The organism is Pseudoalteromonas sp. APC 3250, from assembly GCF_030407915.1.
GTDB lineage: Bacteria > Pseudomonadota > Gammaproteobacteria > Enterobacterales > Alteromonadaceae > Pseudoalteromonas > Pseudoalteromonas tetraodonis.
The window spans coordinates 224,812-243,731 of record NZ_JASDCM010000007.1 but is presented as its reverse complement, the minus strand read 5'-3'; the positions used below and the strand labels follow the sequence as shown (position 1 = coordinate 243,731).

11 protein-coding genes and 3 pseudogenes are annotated in these 18,920 nt (G+C 40.5%); 6 read left to right on the top strand and 8 right to left on the bottom strand.

Translation table 11 applies throughout. The annotated features are described in order from the left end of the window. From QL986_RS10180 to QL986_RS10155, 6 genes and pseudogenes are all read left to right on the top strand, one after another. A pseudogene (locus QL986_RS10180) lies at positions 1-126 on the top strand (IS3 family transposase); the annotation flags it as partial. A gap of 663 nt (positions 127-789) precedes the next feature. Next, a complete protein-coding gene (gene ltrA / locus QL986_RS10175; protein ID WP_008109360.1) occupies positions 790-2,313 on the top strand; it encodes a group II intron reverse transcriptase/maturase in 1,524 nt (507 codons plus the stop codon). An 83-nt stretch (positions 2,314-2,396) separates the two neighbouring features. Beyond that, a pseudogene (locus QL986_RS10170) lies at positions 2,397-2,882 on the top strand (IS3 family transposase); the annotation flags it as partial. 82 nt (positions 2,883-2,964) lie between these two features. Further along, positions 2,965-5,505 carry a TonB-dependent receptor gene (locus tag QL986_RS10165; protein ID WP_290191505.1) on the top strand — a complete coding sequence of 847 codons (2,541 nt, stop codon included), beginning with the start codon at positions 2,965-2,967 and terminating at the stop codon, positions 5,503-5,505. Between the two features lie 68 nt (positions 5,506-5,573). After that, positions 5,574-7,481, top strand: a complete 1,908-nt coding sequence (locus tag QL986_RS10160) for a prolyl oligopeptidase family serine peptidase (protein WP_024601776.1) — start codon at positions 5,574-5,576, stop codon at positions 7,479-7,481. A gap of 269 nt (positions 7,482-7,750) precedes the next feature. Continuing rightward, positions 7,751-8,099 (top strand): annotated as a pseudogene (locus QL986_RS10155) (transposase); the annotation flags it as partial. A 533-nt stretch (positions 8,100-8,632) separates the two neighbouring features. On the opposite strand, the gene QL986_RS10150 reads toward QL986_RS10155, so the two are convergent. The 8 genes from QL986_RS10150 to QL986_RS10115 form a co-directional block, all read right to left on the bottom strand. Next, the gene (locus tag QL986_RS10150; protein ID WP_024601775.1) at positions 8,633-9,247 is read right to left on the bottom strand and encodes a protein kinase; all 615 of its coding nucleotides are present in this window, start codon (positions 9,245-9,247) and stop codon (positions 8,633-8,635) included. 155 nt (positions 9,248-9,402) lie between these two features. After that, complete coding sequence (locus QL986_RS10145; protein ID WP_268745519.1) at positions 9,403-9,528, bottom strand: hypothetical protein; 126 nt, start codon at positions 9,526-9,528, stop codon at positions 9,403-9,405. 11 nt (positions 9,529-9,539) lie between these two features. Next, entirely contained in the window at positions 9,540-10,103 is a 564-nt protein-coding gene (locus tag QL986_RS10140; RefSeq protein WP_051894384.1) for a DUF2971 domain-containing protein, read from the bottom strand. Positions 10,104-10,296: 193 nt separating this feature from the next. Beyond that, positions 10,297-10,782, bottom strand: coding sequence for a hypothetical protein (locus tag QL986_RS10135; protein ID WP_024601772.1), 486 nt, complete (start codon positions 10,780-10,782; stop codon positions 10,297-10,299). 499 nt (positions 10,783-11,281) lie between these two features. Continuing rightward, positions 11,282-12,994 (bottom strand): alpha-amylase family glycosyl hydrolase, encoded by a 1,713-nt coding sequence (locus QL986_RS10130; protein ID WP_290191504.1) that lies wholly within the window; start codon positions 12,992-12,994, stop codon positions 11,282-11,284. Positions 12,995-13,080: 86 nt separating this feature from the next. Further along, positions 13,081-15,486, bottom strand: a complete 2,406-nt coding sequence (locus QL986_RS10125) for a glycoside hydrolase family 15 protein (RefSeq protein WP_290191503.1) — start codon at positions 15,484-15,486, stop codon at positions 13,081-13,083. A 14-nt stretch (positions 15,487-15,500) separates the two neighbouring features. Further along, the gene (locus tag QL986_RS10120) at positions 15,501-16,991 is read right to left on the bottom strand and encodes an MFS transporter (RefSeq protein ID WP_138686564.1); all 1,491 of its coding nucleotides are present in this window, start codon (positions 16,989-16,991) and stop codon (positions 15,501-15,503) included. Next, positions 16,988-18,844 carry an alpha-amylase family protein gene (locus QL986_RS10115; RefSeq protein ID WP_138686563.1) on the bottom strand — a complete coding sequence of 619 codons (1,857 nt, stop codon included), beginning with the start codon at positions 18,842-18,844 and terminating at the stop codon, positions 16,988-16,990. The genes QL986_RS10120 and QL986_RS10115 overlap by 4 nt, the downstream gene beginning before the upstream one ends. Between the last annotated feature and the right edge of the window lie 76 nt (positions 18,845-18,920).

Here is an 18,920-nt window from a genome sequence, read left to right as displayed (position 1 = left end):
GTTCGTCGGGGTAAAGCACATAAGACAACGATACCTGACGAGCAACAAGATAAGCCACTTGATTTAGTTAATCGTCAATTTACTGCTGAGCAGCCAAATCAACTTTGGGTAGCTGACATCACCTATGGTGTGCCCGGAGCTCAGCACTAGCAAGGAATGCTTTAATGAACCACGAGTCTATCTGAAATACATGAGCAATACGGTAGGAGCCAAATTGTTTATGGCACTATCTGGTTGTGCAGATAGTTGAGTCTGAGCGGCAGTGACTTATCGTATGCTGATAAGGTGATGGAACTCGCTGACAACGGGGAGTGAGGCGAATTCGTTACGCCAAGATGCTCTTCTAGACTAAGTATTGGACGGATGAAGTACATGAACCGATTAACCCGCATCTATGGGCTGAAACGTCGCCATTGCCTACACGAATTAACAGGCAATATGATGCTGCAATAATACTAAATGTATGAGTATTATTGCCGACTTGATAAATCACACGTAGGTATTTATCAATGGATAAACGCTAAATCACAATTCAGCGTTTAAGTATTATCACCTTACAGCACGATAAGGTTAAAGACTGCGATCGGCATCCACCCCAATATGTTCGAGTTCAGATAGGTAAACCGGGGAAGGTTTGTTTGAATGCTAAGGGAGCACGACCCCGATGACAAACAAGCTGGCGGAGCGTTCGTAGTAGTCTGAGATGGGGAAAGCCCATTACATGGCGAAGGGGCGCAGTTTAATTGATTTGCGCAAGCAAATTACCTGACCTTAATGAGGTGAAGACCTTTGATAATCAGCGAACTGCAACGTAAATTAGCAACATGGACAGCAACCGATAAAGCGCGTCGCGTTAATCGATTACTGCGCCTTATCAGTCACCCACAATGGCTTTGCCAAGCGGCTGAAGTAACGCTTTCTTCAAAAGGTGCCAAAACACCTGGCGTTGATGGAATAACTAAAATTCACTTACAGGATAAGCTGACTGATTACTTAGATGGGATCAGAAATGATTTACTCTCGGGTAATTATCAACCAATGCCTGCCAGACGAATTTATATTCCTAAAGCGAATGGAAAGCAACGCCCTTTAGGCATACCCACCTTAAGAGACAGAATAGTGCAACGTGCCATGCTCATGGCAATGGAGCCGATATGGGAAAATGATTTTCATTCACTATCCTATGGTTTTAGACCTGAACGCAGTGTCCATCACGCCATTAGAACTGTTAAGTTACAAATGACAGGCTCAAGTGAACCACGTGGGCGCTGGGTAATTGAAGGGGATTTATCAAGTTATTTTGATACAGTCCACCATCAATTACTGATGACATGTGTGCGTAAGCGTATCAATTGTCGACGATTTAATGAATTGCTCTGGCGGTTCATCAAAGCAGGACATATTGAACGTAATCTATTCTGTGCAACAAGCGAAGGCGTACCACAAGGTGGTGTCATTTCTCCATTATTGTCAAATATCATGCTCAACGAATTTGATCAGTATTTGGATAAATGCTACTTGAGCAAGAAAGCACGTAAAGATCGCTGGTACTGGAATCGTACAATCCAAGATAAGCGTACCATTGCACTAGAGGAAAATAGACAATGGAAACCTGGGGTTGCTTATTGTCGTTATGCCGATGACTTTCTTGTGATTGTCAAAGGTAACAAACAACAAGCAGAAGCCATTCGTGATCAGTGTCGAAATTTTCTTGAAGGTAAACTTAAACTCACACTTAACATGGAGAAAACCCATATTACGCATGTGAATGATGGATTTATCTTCCTTGGTCATAGGATCATAAGGAAACGTGGTCCTAAAGGGAATATGCGTGTGGTGTCTGGTATTCCACATGGTAAGGCTAAAGCATTTTCTCATTCCTTGAGCCAAGCTTTATCCAGTGATCACAGTTGTAGCAAGATAGACAAAGTTGAACAACTCAGCCGCAAGCTTAAAGGCTGGGCGCAATTTTATCGTCATACTGATTATACCGCTAAAGTTTACAGTAAAATTGATCGTATAGTTTTCTGGAAATTAGCAAAATGGCTAGCGCGGAAATATCGTTGCTCCGTTAAGTCATTAATGATGAAGTGGATAAAACGACCGACGCCAAATCAGGCCAAGACTTGGGTATTATTTGGTAAAAGCAATCGAGGTAATTTATGTAGCGCTTCACTATATCGACTGGTGAGCAGTCCTAAGTTGCCCTTCCGTTGGCGATTACCTGAATCAAACCCTTATCTTAGAGATGAAATGAGAAATACTGTCACATCTCGCTACAGCGATGTTGTAATGGCTGTAAGCCACAATTAAGCGGAGAGCTGTATGCGCTGAAAGGTGCACGTACGGTTCGGAGAGGAGAGGCAGAAAAATAGTTCGACTACGTTCTGCCTCTTACTCTACTTGCCACATGGAGTGGGTTTGTTTATGTCGCTTTCGTGATAGATGTTTTTTCACGATACATTGTAGGTTGGCGTGTATCAACGACAATGCACACAGAGCTTATTCTTGATGCGTTAGAGCAAGCTATTTGGCATCGTGGCAACCCCGAAGGGTTAATTCACCACAGCGACAGAGGCAGCCAATATTTGTCTATACGATACACTGAGCGACTTGCTGAAGCTGGAATTCAAGCGTCTGTAGGCAGTGTGGGTGACTCTTATGACAATGCATTGGCTGAAACAATAAATGGATTATTTAAAACAGAGATTATTCGCAGAAATGGCCCGTGGAAGAATGTTGATGCTGTTGAATACGCAACGTTAGAGTGGGTCAATTGGTTTAATAATCAACGCTTATTATCTTCAATTGGGTATATTTCACCAGCTCAATATGAAACAGACTACTATGATAATTTAAACGAGTCAGGTAAAGTGGCCTGACTTAAACAAACTGGTCTCCGATGAACTCGGGGCGATTCAAGGCGGTGAAGAAACCGTACTTTCAGGGATGTGGGGTACAACCATGGATAATGGTTTTATCACTGTAGGTGTAGAATATTCAGAGCAGCAATCACAATCTTTATCTGGAAACCCTTTTGTTAAAGGCTGTGAAGAACGTATATGGGAAGCTGAAGATGGCTCAATCATTACTAGAAATAGTGGTTATGGTCCTGTTGCTAGCGGTGAAGATTCATGTGATATTTTCCCTCTTACAAATCGTATTAGTGTCCCATCGTTCTTTGGTAGTGTTTATTACACCCCAGGTTTTACAAACACAGGGATTCCTAACTTCAGTGAATCAACAGTTCCTGCGAGTCTTGAAGGGTTTTTCCCATCATGGGTTGCAGGTGACTTTGATGGTGATGGTATTAATGATGGTGTATTTGTTGACGGAGATGGTGACGGTTTCCGTGATGTTGACTTTCAAAACCCTCTATATGCTTTCCAACAGTCTGATTACTACAAAAGCGGTGATTACAGAAGCAAAAATGAACGCGTATCATTAATGCTTAATGGTGAGTATAACTTCCAAGATGATAATGATACAACCTTCTATTACGAAGGTTTATATGCAAAACGTGAGTCTCCAATATTTAGCCCTGGAGCTCAGATATTTCAACAAGTTGCAGCATCTAACCCATATAACCCTTGTGGCGTTAACGGAATAGATTGTTTTGGTGTTCTAGGTGTAGGCCCTGGTGGTCCAGAAGCTGTACAGCCAATTATTAATATTCGTGGCGACCGTGATCAAACACAGGTAGAAGTATCGCAATATCGTCTCGTATCGGGTGTTACTGGTAACTTAGGCATGTTTGAAAACATTGGCTTAAATAACTGGTATTATGATGCATCAGCATCTTATAGTGCTTCGAAAGGAACCGACCATCGTGTTGGTATCAACGAAGAGCGTCTTATTTACTCTTTAGAAACATCAGTACTTAATGACGATGGGACAATTACCTGTGGAACAGGTTCAGATGGCTGTGTGCCAGTTAACTTATTTGCTGATAGTATCTTCCAAGAAGGTGGTGGTACATTATCACCAGAGGAAGCTGCATACTTATTTATCGATCGTGATATCGAAACAAAAGTAAATCAGTTTGTCTTTAATGCATTTATGGGTGGAGACTTCTTCAATTTACCTTGGAATAATGAGACCGTAGCCGGCATCGTTGGTGTTGAATTCCGTCGTGACGAAATTGAATCAAATCCAAATGCAGCAACTGCTGAAGGCTTGCTTTGGGGTTACTTTGCTGACCAAGGCGCTGATGGCTCTCGAAATCTTAAAGAAATCTTCACAGAGTTTGAATTTCCATTACTTAAAGGTGTTAAAGGTGCAGAAGAACTTACATTCACCGCTTCAGGCCGTGTTTCTGAAGAATCTTTTTATGATGCAGAATCAACATACAGCATAAAAACAATCTACCGTCCTGTTGAATGGTTTACGCTTCGAGCAACAAAAGGGACTTCTTATAGAGCTCCAAACCTTCGTGAACGCTTTTTAAATGGTACATCGGGCTTTAATACAATTGCAGATCCTTGTGTTGTACCTGAAGATGCACGAAATATTGATCCATTAAACCCTGGTTCAGCAGCAACATATAATGCAGCCGAAGAAACTCGCGACACATCTGTCTTGAATGCGTGTCAAGCATCTGGTGTTGATCCTACATCATTAGGTTTAGGCCAAAATGGTACAGACTCTTACACTGCAACTTACAGTGCAGAAATAGAAACAGGTGGCACAACAGAACTTACGCCAGAAACATCCGTTGCAAAAACGTATGGTCTAATTTTTGAACAACCATTTTCTGAAGAGTTTGATTTAACATTCTCACTTACTCGTTTTGATATTGAAGTTACAAATAGCATAGCAGAGCCAAGTGCTGGTTATAGTATCGGTCAATGTTACTCTGCCGACGGAAACGAAGCATTCTGTAATAGAATTGGCCGAGATTCTAACGGTCAGATTGATATGGTTGATGCTAGCTTTATTAATATTGGCTTAATTTCTTCTAAAGGCTTTGATTACAATGTTTACTTTGAAACGGACACTGTAATAGCAGAAGAAAACTTAGGTATTACATTAGACTTACAAGCTACGCGCATGACTGAACAAGTATACGATGTACTCGGTACTATAGATGATAATATGGGCGAGCCTGACTCACCTGAGTGGCGTGGTTCTGCTCGTCTTCAACTTAAGTATTCTGATTTTAGATTTAACTGGGAAACTCGCTTCATTGGAAAAGGCCGCGAAGATGAAGATGACTTAGGTGAATTTGAAGAAGGTACTGCTGGTTGTCGTGGCTTAACCGATGCAAACGGAGATGCACTTAAGTGTCGTCCTGTAGGCTTTACCGATGACTATTTTGTTCACAATGTGGGCTTAACATGGTCTAACGATGCTTATAAAGTTAATTTTGGTGTTCGCAACGTATTTAATGAGGCTCCACCAAAAGTAGATCCAAGTGGTTCTTTCTCTAATACTAATATCCCATTAGGTGTTGGTTATGACACTTCAGGCCGAAGCCCTTATATTAGCTTCACAGCTTCATTCTAATACAAGTAACTACCTAATTACTTAGTTTAAATGGCCTACTTTTTAGGCCATTTTTTTGAGGGAATAAAATGAAATTAAAGAAAATAATATTATTAGGTTTATCTGTTCTAAGCTTGAATTCTTATGCTAATAAACAAGTTGAGGCAACAGAGCAAATTTCGAGTATTGATGCATTTTCTATGGCTTCAGCTATAAGAAGTGTTGTCACATCACCAAATGGTAAAAACCTTGCCATATTAAGAGCAACAACAAAAGATGGTGATTACATAATAGAAATTAGAGATCCTAATAACCTAGAAAAAGATCCGGTTAGATTAGGTGCAGATAAAATGCTCATCTCTTCTATCATATGGTTAAACGACGAAAAAATTGGCGTTATGTTTAGGCAGATATTGGAAGACGGAAACAGGAAATATTGGGTTAATAAGTTTGCAATTACAGATGCTGATGGCAAAGGTGATTGGTTATTACCTTTTAAAGACAAACGAAATGTTCAATTTCAAATAATAAATCGGCTCCCAGACAACAAAGATGAAGTCTTAGTCGAAGTAGATATTAATAATAATTACATCCCTGATGTAGTTCGCTTTAATATAAATACAGGTAGAAGCGTTACTATCATGCGTGGTAATGAAAAAATATCTGGATCATTTGTTTCTGATTACGATGGTGATATCAGAATTGCACAAGGTTGGAATAAATCCGACAATGCAATAGATCATTATGCGCGTGTTAAAGGTGATGATGATTGGAAAGTTATTAAACAGGTTAGTCCCAAAAAGCGTGAAAACTTTGAGATACTAGGCTTCACAAAAGACAACCCTGATGAAGTTTATATCAATGCTAATCTAGGAGAAAACACCACCGGTATTTATATCTACAATATTAAAACGGCTAAATATTCAACTCGGCAATTTGGCCTTGAATCTGTTGATACTGATGGGGTAATACTTGATTCTGACGGTACTATTAAGGGCTTTCGCTACACCACCAAACAACCTAAAAATTACTACATAGATCCCAATGCTCAAGCATTACAAGAGTCTATTGCCTCATTATTCAAAGGTAAATTTGTTCGAATCATGAGTCGTTCTGATGACGATAATGTTCTTGTTTTAAATGTGTCTGCTGATGATAATCCTGGTAGCTACTACATAGTGACAAATAAACAAAAATTAACCAAAATTGGTGATAGACTTCCTTTTATTGATAAAAGTAAGTTAGGAACTGTTAAATATATCTCTTATAAAGCAAGAGATGGGCGAAATATAAAAGCTTATGTGACAATTCCTGCAACTAAGGGCCCTCACCCTGCGGTTGTCTTACCACATGGTGGACCTTGGGTTCGTGACTCTATTATTTTTGATGATTGGGCTCAGCTGCTCGCTTATCATGGTTATGTAGTAATTCAACCAAATTATCGTGGTTCAACTGGCTATGGGCTTGAGCATTGGATAGCAGGCGATAATAATTGGGGTCTTAAGAAACAAGATGATCTTGACGATGCCGCACAGTATTTAGTCGAAAAAGGCTTAGCTACAAAAGATAAACTCGCGCTATTTGGTTGGAGTTATGGCGGATATGCCGCTTTTGCAGCTTCTATGCGTGAAAATAATATTTATCAATGCGTTGTTGCAGGTGCTGGGGTTAGTGATCTAAGTCGAATTAATGCAACTTTAAACGAAAACCGATTTTTAAGTATTTTACAACGCCCTACTATTTCTGGTGTATCTCCTGTAGAACAAGTTGATAAAGTAAATGTTCCTATATTGATTATTCACGGTGATATCGACAGTAGAGTACCAATTAAACATAGTCGTGATTTTGTTTCTGAGCTGGAAAAGTATAAAAAAGACTTTAAATATATAGAGCTAGAAGATGCTGACCATTTCTCGGATTCACTTTTCTATGCACATAAAAAAGAATTCTACACTGAGTTATTATCATGGTTTGATAATAAATGTAGTCTTAAATAACTAAAAACCCAAAAGTTAATTCTTTTAAAAATTAAAGGGGCTAATTTTGCCCCTTTACTATTAGAAGATGACTGAATATAACCTTTTTATGTTAATAATGTTAATAATGCTAATAATGCTAATAATGTTAATAATGTTAATAATGTTAATAATGTTAAAACAAATAAACCAAGTAGCTAATCGAAAGGCAACCATCTCAATAACAATTTGTTGTGATAAGTTTTATCTTTTTAATACTTCACACACCCATCACGCAATAAATCGTTAATTTAATAACAAGACGAACTATTTATGAAATTAGAAATATCAATCGATTTCTTGGCGCACAAAGGCTCACGCTTTATGCTGACTTGTAAAACTAAAAACGGAATCTACTGGTAAAACCTATGGCACCCAAGGTAACAAAATTGGCAATGCACAGCTGAAATGGGCGTTCTCCGAAGCCGCTGTATTGCTGCTGCGTCACAATCAAAACGCCAACAAATACCTTGAAAAACTACAAAAGCGAATGAGCAAAGCCAAAGCACTGTCTGCGCTTGCACATAAGCTTGGCGCTGCGTCTATTATATGCTTAAAAAAGAGACGGTATTCGATGAAGCAAAATTCTTAAAGAGTTAGTCACGGTACTGAGTGAGCTGAACATCTATCTGGATATAAGGCTGAGCATCAATCAATTGGGTGAGTTAATTACCAACAAGGTTTAACCTGATTATATGCCTACAGACCAAAGCCACTTGCCTTGATTAGACCCTCAGTACGCGTGCATTAATACAATAAACAAAGTCGCTTACACCTGACTTGATAACTGCGTTATGCACCTAACTAACTGGATCACAATGATGAAACTAGCCGCCTTGAATAGTGCCATGATGAAGTTAACCGATAAATGTCTAGTGCCCCAGCTACCCCAAAAGGATATGGGAAAAACCTGGCTGCGATGAGATCGCAATAAGAAATTACTGCGTAACGCACCCTAGATGTGTTTGCCGTAAGCAACTTGCTTATTAGCCGCATCGACAGACGAAGTAAACGAATTTGTTTATTGATTTAGAATTGACCGTCAATTGATAAAACGGTCAAAAAGAACACTAATGCCTATTGACAGAGTTAAGGCTCATATGTGTTAGGCATAAAATAGTTACACATGTTAATCAATCCAATGTGGTAAATTTCTCACGGTCTTCCCAAAAAGAACTAGAACCTAAATCCAGTACTTTGAAACCTAAATTAATAGGTAAAGCATCAGGGTATGAGTTTTTAGAACTTATAGGTTTAGGAGTTTGAAAACTACTTTCATATACCATTACATTCCCAGTATGAGGATCTCCATGTAAAATTTCATTTTTATAAATCGCATCGAGTGCGTTTGAGTAGCGCCAATAAAGACCAAACCTTTGAAGTATAGTTATTGGTTCTTTAAAAAGGTATTCTTTAAGATTTACTCCATTTACAAATTCCATAGTGATATAGAACAAACCTGATTTGACTCCAGATGAAAATATTTTTGCAAAATATGGGTGATCTACTGATGCGAGCTTTTTGGCCTCATTTTGGGCTTTCTTGAAATCACTACGCCCTCTGTTGTTCCAGAATTTAACGGCTATCTTTCGATCTAAGTTGATATCCTTAGCTTCAAACACAATACCGTTAGCTCCGATTCCAATACATTTGCAAAACTCTATTTCTTCAAAAGGGATAATCGTTCCTTCGAAGTAAAGTAGACTTTCAGATATAGAAAATTTATTTTTAAGATTTATTTTATTCATTATATTTATTAGTTTATGCCGAACCTTTTATACCTAACGCCCTCTTAACTAGCAGACAACGCCACCACAAAACTCGAATTAGCACGCCATAATCACCAAAGCTAACTGCTGGTAATTAAAGCCGCCGAGCGTTGACTGTCCGGTTGAAGCGTTTGTTAAGCTGCTAGGATGCGATATTCTGTTTTAGACATTTTTGCTCTTACTAACTCCACATTACCACCAATTTTGTCATTCAATTGATTGACGAGTTCATTGAGTTCTTCAAATGCTTGCTCAGGCATCTTAACTCCCGCTATGACCTTAGAAATTCGCTTCTGGTCAAAAGCATGAATCCCTGCACTTTTTTCATCGATAAAACTCGATACTCCGCTTCGTAACTCCAGTCCGGTGACTTCATAAGAAACACATCTTTGACGGCGTTAAAACCCCTCTCTCCAGCAGTAATTATCGGCATGTCTTTGGTATACTCAACATCCCAACCAAAAAGTAGCTCTTCAACATTATTCATGTAGATATTTTGAGGGCTATCATCAACGGTGAATTCAACGACAAAACCTTCATGATTCTCAGCATAATGTGACCACATTAATATATTATCTGGCTTTTTAGTCAAACAGCATATTCCAACTTCTCCAATTACTCCGTCACGAAATTCACCGCTCTTCAATGAACGTTTTATACCATGCTCCATTTGCTTTCTTTTACTTAATCTTTGAGCAGGAGAGAGTTTTAATCGTCTTCCCGCCTCTTTAAATAAATCGGGACGAGATTTTAAGTACGCTATGGACTTTTCGATATCGTATACAGTTTTACAATCAAATGGATCGTTAAACTCCGAATGATGACTAAACTTCATAGTCCCGTCAGTCAAAATGCATTTGGATCCGCTCGAAAACGGCAGGTATTTATAAACTTTCAATTAAGTTAAACCTCATACTTAAAAAGCAGCTTAACTTTAAGCTAAGGGGCGCCGATACGTGAGGCATAATGGCGAAGCCGCCCCGCGTATAGGCGTCCCAGCGACCGAAGGGAGAGGCTTAAGCGCTTTGTTAGTTTTCACTGTACACTTGCTGATCGACACAAGAAACACTGACTTCATTGCTAGGCAAGTTTGCAAATAAAAAGGCAACAGACTCATTTGGCTTAAGTACCCCAACAAATGAAGTACAAACACCGTTTTTGCACTCTGCTGCTAACGTAGTAGTTTTTATTCTCGGAATTGCAGATGTACAAGTATTTTTTTGATCACATGCTACTTCAACATTTGTAAGTGATGTTTCTTCGTAATTTGAAAATAGCAAAGCTGATTTTAATGCTTTAGGGAAATGCAGCGAGAAATCTAAACACAAACCTTGACCGCCATTATATGCAACTACTTTTCTATACTCTTTTAGATATGATTCTGATATCTGTAAATTAGCTTCGTTAGGCTTGTATTGAGAGTTGTAAAAAGAGAAAGCTATAGCTGCTATCACACCAATACTTGTTAAAATATTAGTAATCCATTGTGTATTATTTCTCAAATTTTCATTCATATGCGAAATTCTTCCGTGAAAACTAACAATTTTATAGTGCGCTCGTCGCGTATATTTCTGCCAACGCACGCTAATATATTCATTAATTACTTTTTAACAAATAACTTAACTCATTGCTAGCTATAATTATTTCTTGCTACTAAATATAATTACAAAGAAGAAAATGCGCTCATCGCTCATTTTCTTGAATATGAGAGAAAAACAACCACACTGTATGTTTATACAGCCACCGACATTGGTAATGACATGAAAACGCGCCTCCCATTTTTAAATTACATCGCTGAATCTATGTTGGTACATCAGTATTCATTACGTACCGTAAATACCTACCTGTGATGGATTGCATCTTATAGTGATTTTCATGATAAGCGCCATGACGTAAGAAGAAGTTAAGCTACTTATGATTCATTAAAATGAGCTATAACTTGGAGGGAATGCAATAAAAGCACTTTTACCTAAAGGGGCTAACGTATGTTAGCCCCTTTTGTGTGTGTTTTATTTACAGTGTGTTATTCAGTAACAACAAACCGTAACCAGCGAGTTGCTCGTCATTTAGGTCGTGTTGCCAGTTAGGCGTTAAATCATCGCGTTTAATACTATTGATGCTTTGCGGGTTAGCGGTTAAGTTAAGCACAAACATACTTTTACTGCCGTTTAACTCACGGGTTATTTCAACTAGGCCGTTGTTATGCTGTATTAATTCATAACTGCCTTTTATACCCAGCTCTGGGCGCTGTTTTTTTAGTGCGATTAAGTGCTGATATAAACGCCACAGTGAGTCAGATTGTGCTTGTTGCGTTTTTACATTGCGATCAGCAGCATTAATTTGCTGTGCTAAAAATTCTGGCCACCACTGGGTGTAGTTATCACCAAACAGTTCAGCCTGCTCAACCCAACTTGTTTGAGCTTGAGTAAAGCCAGCTTGGTTGCTGTTATTCCATTGCATAGGTGCACGTTTATACACATCGTGACCTGTGCCACCTTGTGTTAGGCCAATTTCTTCACCGTAATAAATATACGGTGTACCCGGAGAGCTAAATAACATGGCGGCGGCAAGTTTTGCTTTATCGTCGTGCTCTGCAAGTTGATAAGCGATACGTTCTTGGTCGTGATTAGTTAAAAACGGTGCAAAAAAATCAAGCGGTGCAGTTGAATCAATACGCTGTTGTAAATTTTGTTTGAGCACATTGGCATCAACTGTATTCACTTGTTGATTAGATTGCATAGTGCCAAATTGCGCTTCACCACTGGCATCGGGTTTTAATAAGCCCAATATTTTATAGCCCACTTCAAAATCAAAGCCTTGATCGAGGCCTTTACCTTCGCCAAAGTATTTTGCTGCAACGGGAATGTCTGCCCAAGCTTCACCTACTAAATACGCCTCTGGATCAACGCTTTTTACGTATTGGTTAAAGTGCTGCCAATATGCAATGGTTTCGTCGGTATCGGCTTGCGCATCTGCGCCACCTTCCATGGCAAAACGTACTGCGTCTAATCTAAACCCTGCAACGCCTTTATCAAGCCAAAACTTAGCCATTTTTTCCATTTCGGCAACAACATCAGGGTGGCGTAAGTTCAAGTCAGGTTGGCTGGCTCCAAACGCACCATAGTAATACTGCTGACGTGTTTCATTCCAATGCCATACTGCGTCGGGTTGGTCGTTATTACTCCAAGCATGCCCCCAACCACTTCCTGCTTTTGGCATATCGTCGCGCCAAATAAAGTAATCTGCATAAGGAGCTTGTTGTTTTGCTGAACGCTGAAACCATTCATGGTTACTTGATATATGGTTTATAACTAAATCAAGTATGACTTTCATGCCTTTATCATCAGCGGCTTTTATAAAGGCTTCAAACTCGGCCATGCTGCCGTAGTCGTTTTCTACTTGGTAAAATTCAGTAAAATCATAGCCATGATACGACGGTGCTTCAAACATGGGGGTTAACCACAGTGCATTTACGCCGAGCTCTTGTAAATACGGGAGCTTTTGGGTCATACCGTTAAAGTCGCCATGACCATCAGCATCGCTATCGTAAAAGCTGCGTGGCCAAATTTGGTAAAAAATGGCGCTTTCCCACCACGGGCTTGCTTGTTGTTTAGTATTTAATTGCGATGTTTCGGTGTTATTCGTGTTGTTATTTAATGATGGTGCGCTTTGGCAGCCTGTTAGCATGATTGCTAATGCTAATGCGCTCAAGGTAAATGTTTTCATTTCAGCCTCGTTATTATTGTAATAAATAACATAGCCGTATTTTACTACGGCTATGTTAATTAACCTGAACTGCGGATAGTTTGTGGTTATTTTAGTGCTTTAGTTACCACCGGATAATGATCCCATACTTGTTTGTCGCTTAGTGAGCGCACTAGCTTCACGTATTCAGCATGCGTCCACGCCAGTGGTGTGGCCGAGTTTGTACCCTCGCCTAACGTGTATCCTGCTTTATTTACGCCTACGCCATCCCATACTTGTTCTGGTAGCATCATACCTTCGTTAGCAAATTGCTCTAGCCCTTTTACATAGCTATTTTTAATAGCCTGCTGTTTTGTTGCATCTAAGGTATTATTAGCATTTGCGGCGGCAATTTCATAATGGCCCCGTTCACCGGTAAAAAATGGCCAAACTCGCCCACGTTGCCCTGGGCTATTTTTTCCACCTTGCGCATAGTTAGCGCCAGTTACTTCATCTTCACCGTACCCGTCGTTACCATAGCGGCGGTATCCTGCAAATGTGCCGCTGCCATCAGTAAACTCAAAGCTGTATTTAACTTGTAGGTTATCGGTTAGGGTTTCGTCATCATATTCTGGGAGTGTTTTTACTATGCTAGGCGCTAGTGCATCACGTACACCATAGCGAACGAGCTCTAAAAATCCACCATCGAGAATTTGCTTTTTATTAAACCCTTCACGGCCATTATTGGCGTTAATTTTAGTATTTGAATTGGCGTCTTTGTCTTGACCAATACGTATAAAATACTCGCCGTCTGATGCGTTTGATTCTAAATTTCCTGCGGTGGTAAACATCATGCTTTCTATATTGGCGTTGTAACTTTTTGCTGTTGCTAGGTAGCGTTTAGCATTTACCTCATCACCTGCCATTTTTGCAATATCAGCGGCGGTAATTAAACCGGCAATAACAGCAGCGGTGGTTGATGGCGAATACCCTTCTTGCTCTTCCCAACGCTCTTGTTGAGTCGCAGGTGGGGTTATTTGCATGTCGTTCCATAGGATTTTAGCGCGCCCACCGTCTACCAAAAAGTCAGCGGCCGGTTTTAACATGCGGGTATACCAATCAGTTAGCTCAGCATCACTTAACACATCTGCCTGATGAAGCTTCCACGCTAGCATAATAGGCATAGCGGTTTGGTCTAGCTGTACGCCTACCCATTCAAGTTCGCCATCTACGTGTGTTTTTTGTAAAAACCACCCTGTGTCGCCTTTGTTGCCCGGGGTTTTGCTGTTTACTTGTACTTTTTCAAGGTATTCAAATGCGGTTTTGGCTGTTGCGGTATCGCCTAGTGCCATAAATGCCATGGCAACTTGATAAAAGTCGCGCACCCATACCGCTTTGTAACCGGTAGAGCCGGTTTTCGCCGATACGGTTTCACCCCATGGGTTAGATAAAGAGGCAATAAGTGCCCCAGCATGAGTTTTGTCTTCTTGCGCTTTTAACACCATAGCACTGGTGTAAAGTAACTTGCCGTTATCAGCGGTTTGTTCGCTCATGTTGTTTAGCGGTGCAAGGCTTTGCAGGTAGTCTTGCCAACCAAGCGCTTCGCCTTTACCGTTGTAATTATCAAGCACAGCTTGGTAACCTTTGGCAAGCGTAGCTTGCCCTTGTTTAAAGCTTGATTGCTGGTTGTTACCAAAGCTTAAGGTTAAATCGAACTGGCTGTTTTCACCAATTTCACCCAGCTCTGCAAGTAGGCTAACATTACCCGATTGTTCACCGGTAGTTTTATAAACTCGGGTAAGCTGCTGAGTTGTTTTAAGCTGGCTTAAACCATCGCTCACACCTGTAAAACCAACACTTGTTTGTTTAAATGGCTGTGCACCTTGCAATGACAAGTAATTATCGCCCTGCCACGCTACCAATCCTTGCTCGGTGGTTTTTGCAAAGTCATCTAAGCCGTTGTTGTTTATATACGGGTTAACTGTTACATATGCTTTTACACCGTCAAGCTGGGTATTAAAAATACTGCGTACAAATAAGCTTTGACCGTCTGGGTCGGTAAATATATGTTTTTCGAGGCTAAAGCGACCTTGCTTATCTTTGCTTACTACTTTGTATGCTAATGATAACGGGCGGCCTTTATCGTCTTTGTATAAGTAATCAATGGTAACGTCTAAATCGTCAGCTTCGGTGACTGTAAAATCTTTTCCGACTACAACAAATTGCATGTCTTTAATTTGCGCTTGATGAATAAGCCCGAACATGGTTTCGGTGATCATCCCTTTGGCAATCGAAAACCATACTTTTGACACTTTACCTGTAGGTGCTTCGTCACTGTAATGGCCATTTTGGTATTGCTCAAAAGACGTGCCTATCCCAGTTTTGCCTGCGTATGCCCAAAATGGGGCTTCGCCTGGTGCGCCTGACGCACTCACTGATGTTTGCGCTACTGCACTGGTTTGCGTATTTTGCACGCCACAACCTACAAGGCCTGCGGCCAATATTGTCGCGGTAATTAGGTTATATTTTTTCATTTTAGCCCCTTAAATTAAGACTGTTTAACACGCAGTACGGCAACCGCTGCAAGTACAAAAGACACAGCACCTAGCATCAATGCGTAAATAGGTTGATTTTGGAAAAAGTGACGGAGTATCAGGCCAAGTACACTGGCGGCTAATAATTGTGGGATCACAATAAAAAAGTTAAATATTCCCATATACACACCCATTTTATGACTCGGTACTGAGGTACTTAACATGGCGTAAGGCAACGACAATATAGACGCCCACGCAAAACCAATACCTATCATTGGCCAAATAAGTAAGCTCGGTTCTTGTATAAACATAAAGCTCGCCAAACCTAACGCACCTAAAATAAGGTTAAGTGCATGTGCTAGTTTTAAACCAACACGCTTAACGATGATCGGGATACATAAAGCCGCCAATGCAGCAAAACCGTTGTAAGCCGCAAATAAAATACCCACCCAGTCTGCACCATTGTTATACGCCGCTGAACTTGTGTCACTGCTACCATAATGAAAACTGGTTACCGCTGAGGTGGTGTAAATCCACATGGCAAATAAGGCAAACCAGCTAAAAAACTGTACCCAAGCGAGTTGTTTCATCGCCTCTGGCATGGTGAATACATCGTTAACGACTTGGTAAAAGCCACCGCTGGTGTGGTTTTTTGCCTGTAGTGCGGCTGCAATAAATTGAATAACGCCAAAACTCACTAAGCCAGCTGCTAATAGGTACAGCTCTTTTTCTAGGTTTAATCCCGTGACTAAACCAAGTACGGCAAGCCCTAGCACGGTAAATACACTGCCGCCTTTACTAAAGTTAATTTGTGCACAAACCGTCTGTTCGACTTGAGCTTGCTCTTGTTGATTAAATGCGGCCAATTCTTCAGGTGAATATTCTTTGGTGGTTATAATTGTCCAGCCCACTGCGACCAGCAATACAACTGCACCAAAGTAAAATGAGTACTTTACTGAATCAGGAATTTGCCCTGCAGCGGCGGTGTTGGCAATATCAAACCAGTTTGTCATCATCCAAGGGAGTGCAGAAGCAACCACGGCGCCTACGCCTATAAAAAAGCTTTGCATTGCATAGCCCTTAGCACGCTGTTTGTTTGGTAGGTTATCGCCTACAAGGGCGCGAAATGGTTCCATGGTGACGTTAATCGATGCATCCATGATCCATAACATGCCCGCTGCAATCCAAAGTGTTGGTGAGTTTGGCATAATAAATAACGATAATGTGGTTAAAATAGCGCCGTATAAAAAAAACGGACGACGGCGACCTAATTTACCCCACGTTTTATCACTCCAGTAACCAATAATTGGCTGTACAATTAAACCGGTAAGTGGTGCAGCTACCCACAAAATAGGAATATCGTCGACATTAGCGCCAAGGGTTTGAAAAATCCGACTTACGTTACCGTTTTGCAATGCAAAGCCAAATTGAATGCCTAAAAAGCCAAAGCACATGTTCCAAATTTGCCAAAAACTTAAATCTGGTTTGTTTTTATTGTTATTCATTTTTCAGCCTTATTAATTAAAACCGCACTACTAAATGCATCAAGGGTCAGTGTAAAGGTTGTATTTTGTTTCTCATCGCTCACCAAAATACCGTTATGCGACTCTAATAGATCGTAAAGCGTTGAGTTTGGTTTGAGCATTGTTGCTTGATTGGGCGTGAGCGTAATAGTGACTGTTTGCGCTTGCTGACTAAAGTTACTCAGCACCCATAATGATTGCTGTCCTAGGGTGCGTACAAAACCTACCACTCTATTACTGCCTGTTACCAACAAGGGTGCCATATCGCCGGCAACAATCGCTGGTAAATCGTTAAGTGCCATAATTGAAATGTAATATTGGCGTAATTGCGCTTGTTCAGTTGTTAACTGACCGCCATCAAATTTACCGTTGTTCATCCACGCTTGGTGAGCAGGAACACCAATATAGTCAAAAATACTGGTGCGAGTCGGGCTACCAAACCCCGCGTTTTCTGAGCCATCTTCACCGACATCTTGACCAAAATAAAGCAAGCTTGGCGAGCGACTGATTAGGTGAGAGACCAGCATTGCTGGCTTGCCCAATGCGGCATCGCCGGCAAAATCAGGACTTGCGATACGTTGCTCGTCATGGTTTTCTAAAAAGTGCAGCATATGTTGCTCTATGTCAGCCACTTTTTGCTGAGCATTAAAAATACTACTTGCGGCTTGCTTGCCTTGCATTATGGCTTTTAAGGTGTCGTAAAAGCCTACTTTGTCATACAAGTAATCCATTTTACCTTGGTGAATATAAGTTCGGTACATCAATGGGTTGTACACTTCTGCAAGTAAAAACGCATCGGGTTTATGCATTTTTATCGATGAATTTAAAAAGCTCCAAAATTCAACCGGCACCATTTCAGCCATATCATAGCGAAAGCCATCCACGCCTTTATCTAACCAATAAAGCGCAATATTTCTAAATTTATACCAGCTATTAGGTAACTCTTTATCTTGCCAAAAGGCGTAATGAGCGCGGTAGTCTTGGTGTTCTAGCGCCTTAGGTAAAGTTGGAAAATCTAGGCTACCATCGGGTTTAACGCCGTAGTTTACTTTTACTGTTTCGTACCAGTCGTTTATATCAGGCTGTGGAGAGCGTGCACCGTTTCCTGTCCATTTAGCCGGTGTTTCATTAAATTTACCATCAGCTAAGGGATGAGAATTTCCGCCAAGCACTTGATAACTGTCGCTCGAAGGCACTTGAAATGACTCACCAGGTACATAATAAAAGTTATTATTAACATCATAGTCTTTGCTGGTATCGTCTTGTTCACCAAAGTCTTTAACGCCATTAGGCTTAGCCGTTGAGTGGTAATCACGTGCAACGTGATTGGGCACAATGTCTATTATCACTTTCATATCATGATCGTGGGTACGTTCAATAAGCGCGCTAAACTCTTCGATTCTGTTCGTTACATTTACCGCCAAATCAGGATTTACATCGTAATAATCTTTAATTGCATAGGGCGAGCCTGCACGCCCTTTAACCACATCTGGATCATCCTGACTAATACCATATTCGGTGTAATCACCCACTAAGGCATGATGTAAAACGCCGGTATACCACACATGCGTAGTACCCAACTCTTTAATACCTTTAAGCGCAGCATCGTTAAAATCAGCAAACTTACCCACGCCATTTTGCTCTTTAGTACCCCACGGAATATTAGCTGTTTGCGTATTACCAAATAAACGAGTAAACACTTGATAAACAACTGGCTTTACAGGCTCTGTCTTATTTACAACCGTTTTTGCTTGCGTGCTTTCATTATCATCACTGCAGCCTTGCACAACTAATGTGCTTAATAGCAGCAAGGGTATGTAAAATCTTTTTTTCATTGTGTGTGTCATTTTTATTTCAGTGTTGTCATTGGTTTATACTAAAGCTAACTGTAGTTTGGTTACAGTTGCTGCA

Coding starts and splice junctions, on each gene's coding strand:
- QL986_RS10165 (WP_290191505.1), top strand. CDS start 2,965: ATGGATAATGGTTTTATCACTGTAGGTGTAGAATATTCAGAGCAGCAA.
- QL986_RS10160 (WP_024601776.1), top strand. CDS start 5,574: ATGAAATTAAAGAAAATAATATTATTAGGTTTATCTGTTCTAAGCTTG.
- QL986_RS10150 (WP_024601775.1), bottom strand. CDS start 9,247: ATGAATAAAATAAATCTTAAAAATAAATTTTCTATATCTGAAAGTCTA.
- QL986_RS10145 (WP_268745519.1), bottom strand. CDS start 9,528: ATGCCTGAGCAAGCATTTGAAGAACTCAATGAACTCGTCAATCAATTG.
- QL986_RS10140 (WP_051894384.1), bottom strand. CDS start 10,103: ATGAAGTTTAGTCATCATTCGGAGTTTAACGATCCATTTGATTGTAAA.
- QL986_RS10135 (WP_024601772.1), bottom strand. CDS start 10,782: ATGAATGAAAATTTGAGAAATAATACACAATGGATTACTAATATTTTA.
- QL986_RS10130 (WP_290191504.1), bottom strand. CDS start 12,994: ATGAAAACATTTACCTTGAGCGCATTAGCATTAGCAATCATGCTAACA.
- QL986_RS10125 (WP_290191503.1), bottom strand. CDS start 15,486: ATGAAAAAATATAACCTAATTACCGCGACAATATTGGCCGCAGGCCTT.
- QL986_RS10120 (WP_138686564.1), bottom strand. CDS start 16,991: ATGAATAACAATAAAAACAAACCAGATTTAAGTTTTTGGCAAATTTGG.
- QL986_RS10115 (WP_138686563.1), bottom strand. CDS start 18,844: ATGAAAAAAAGATTTTACATACCCTTGCTGCTATTAAGCACATTAGTT.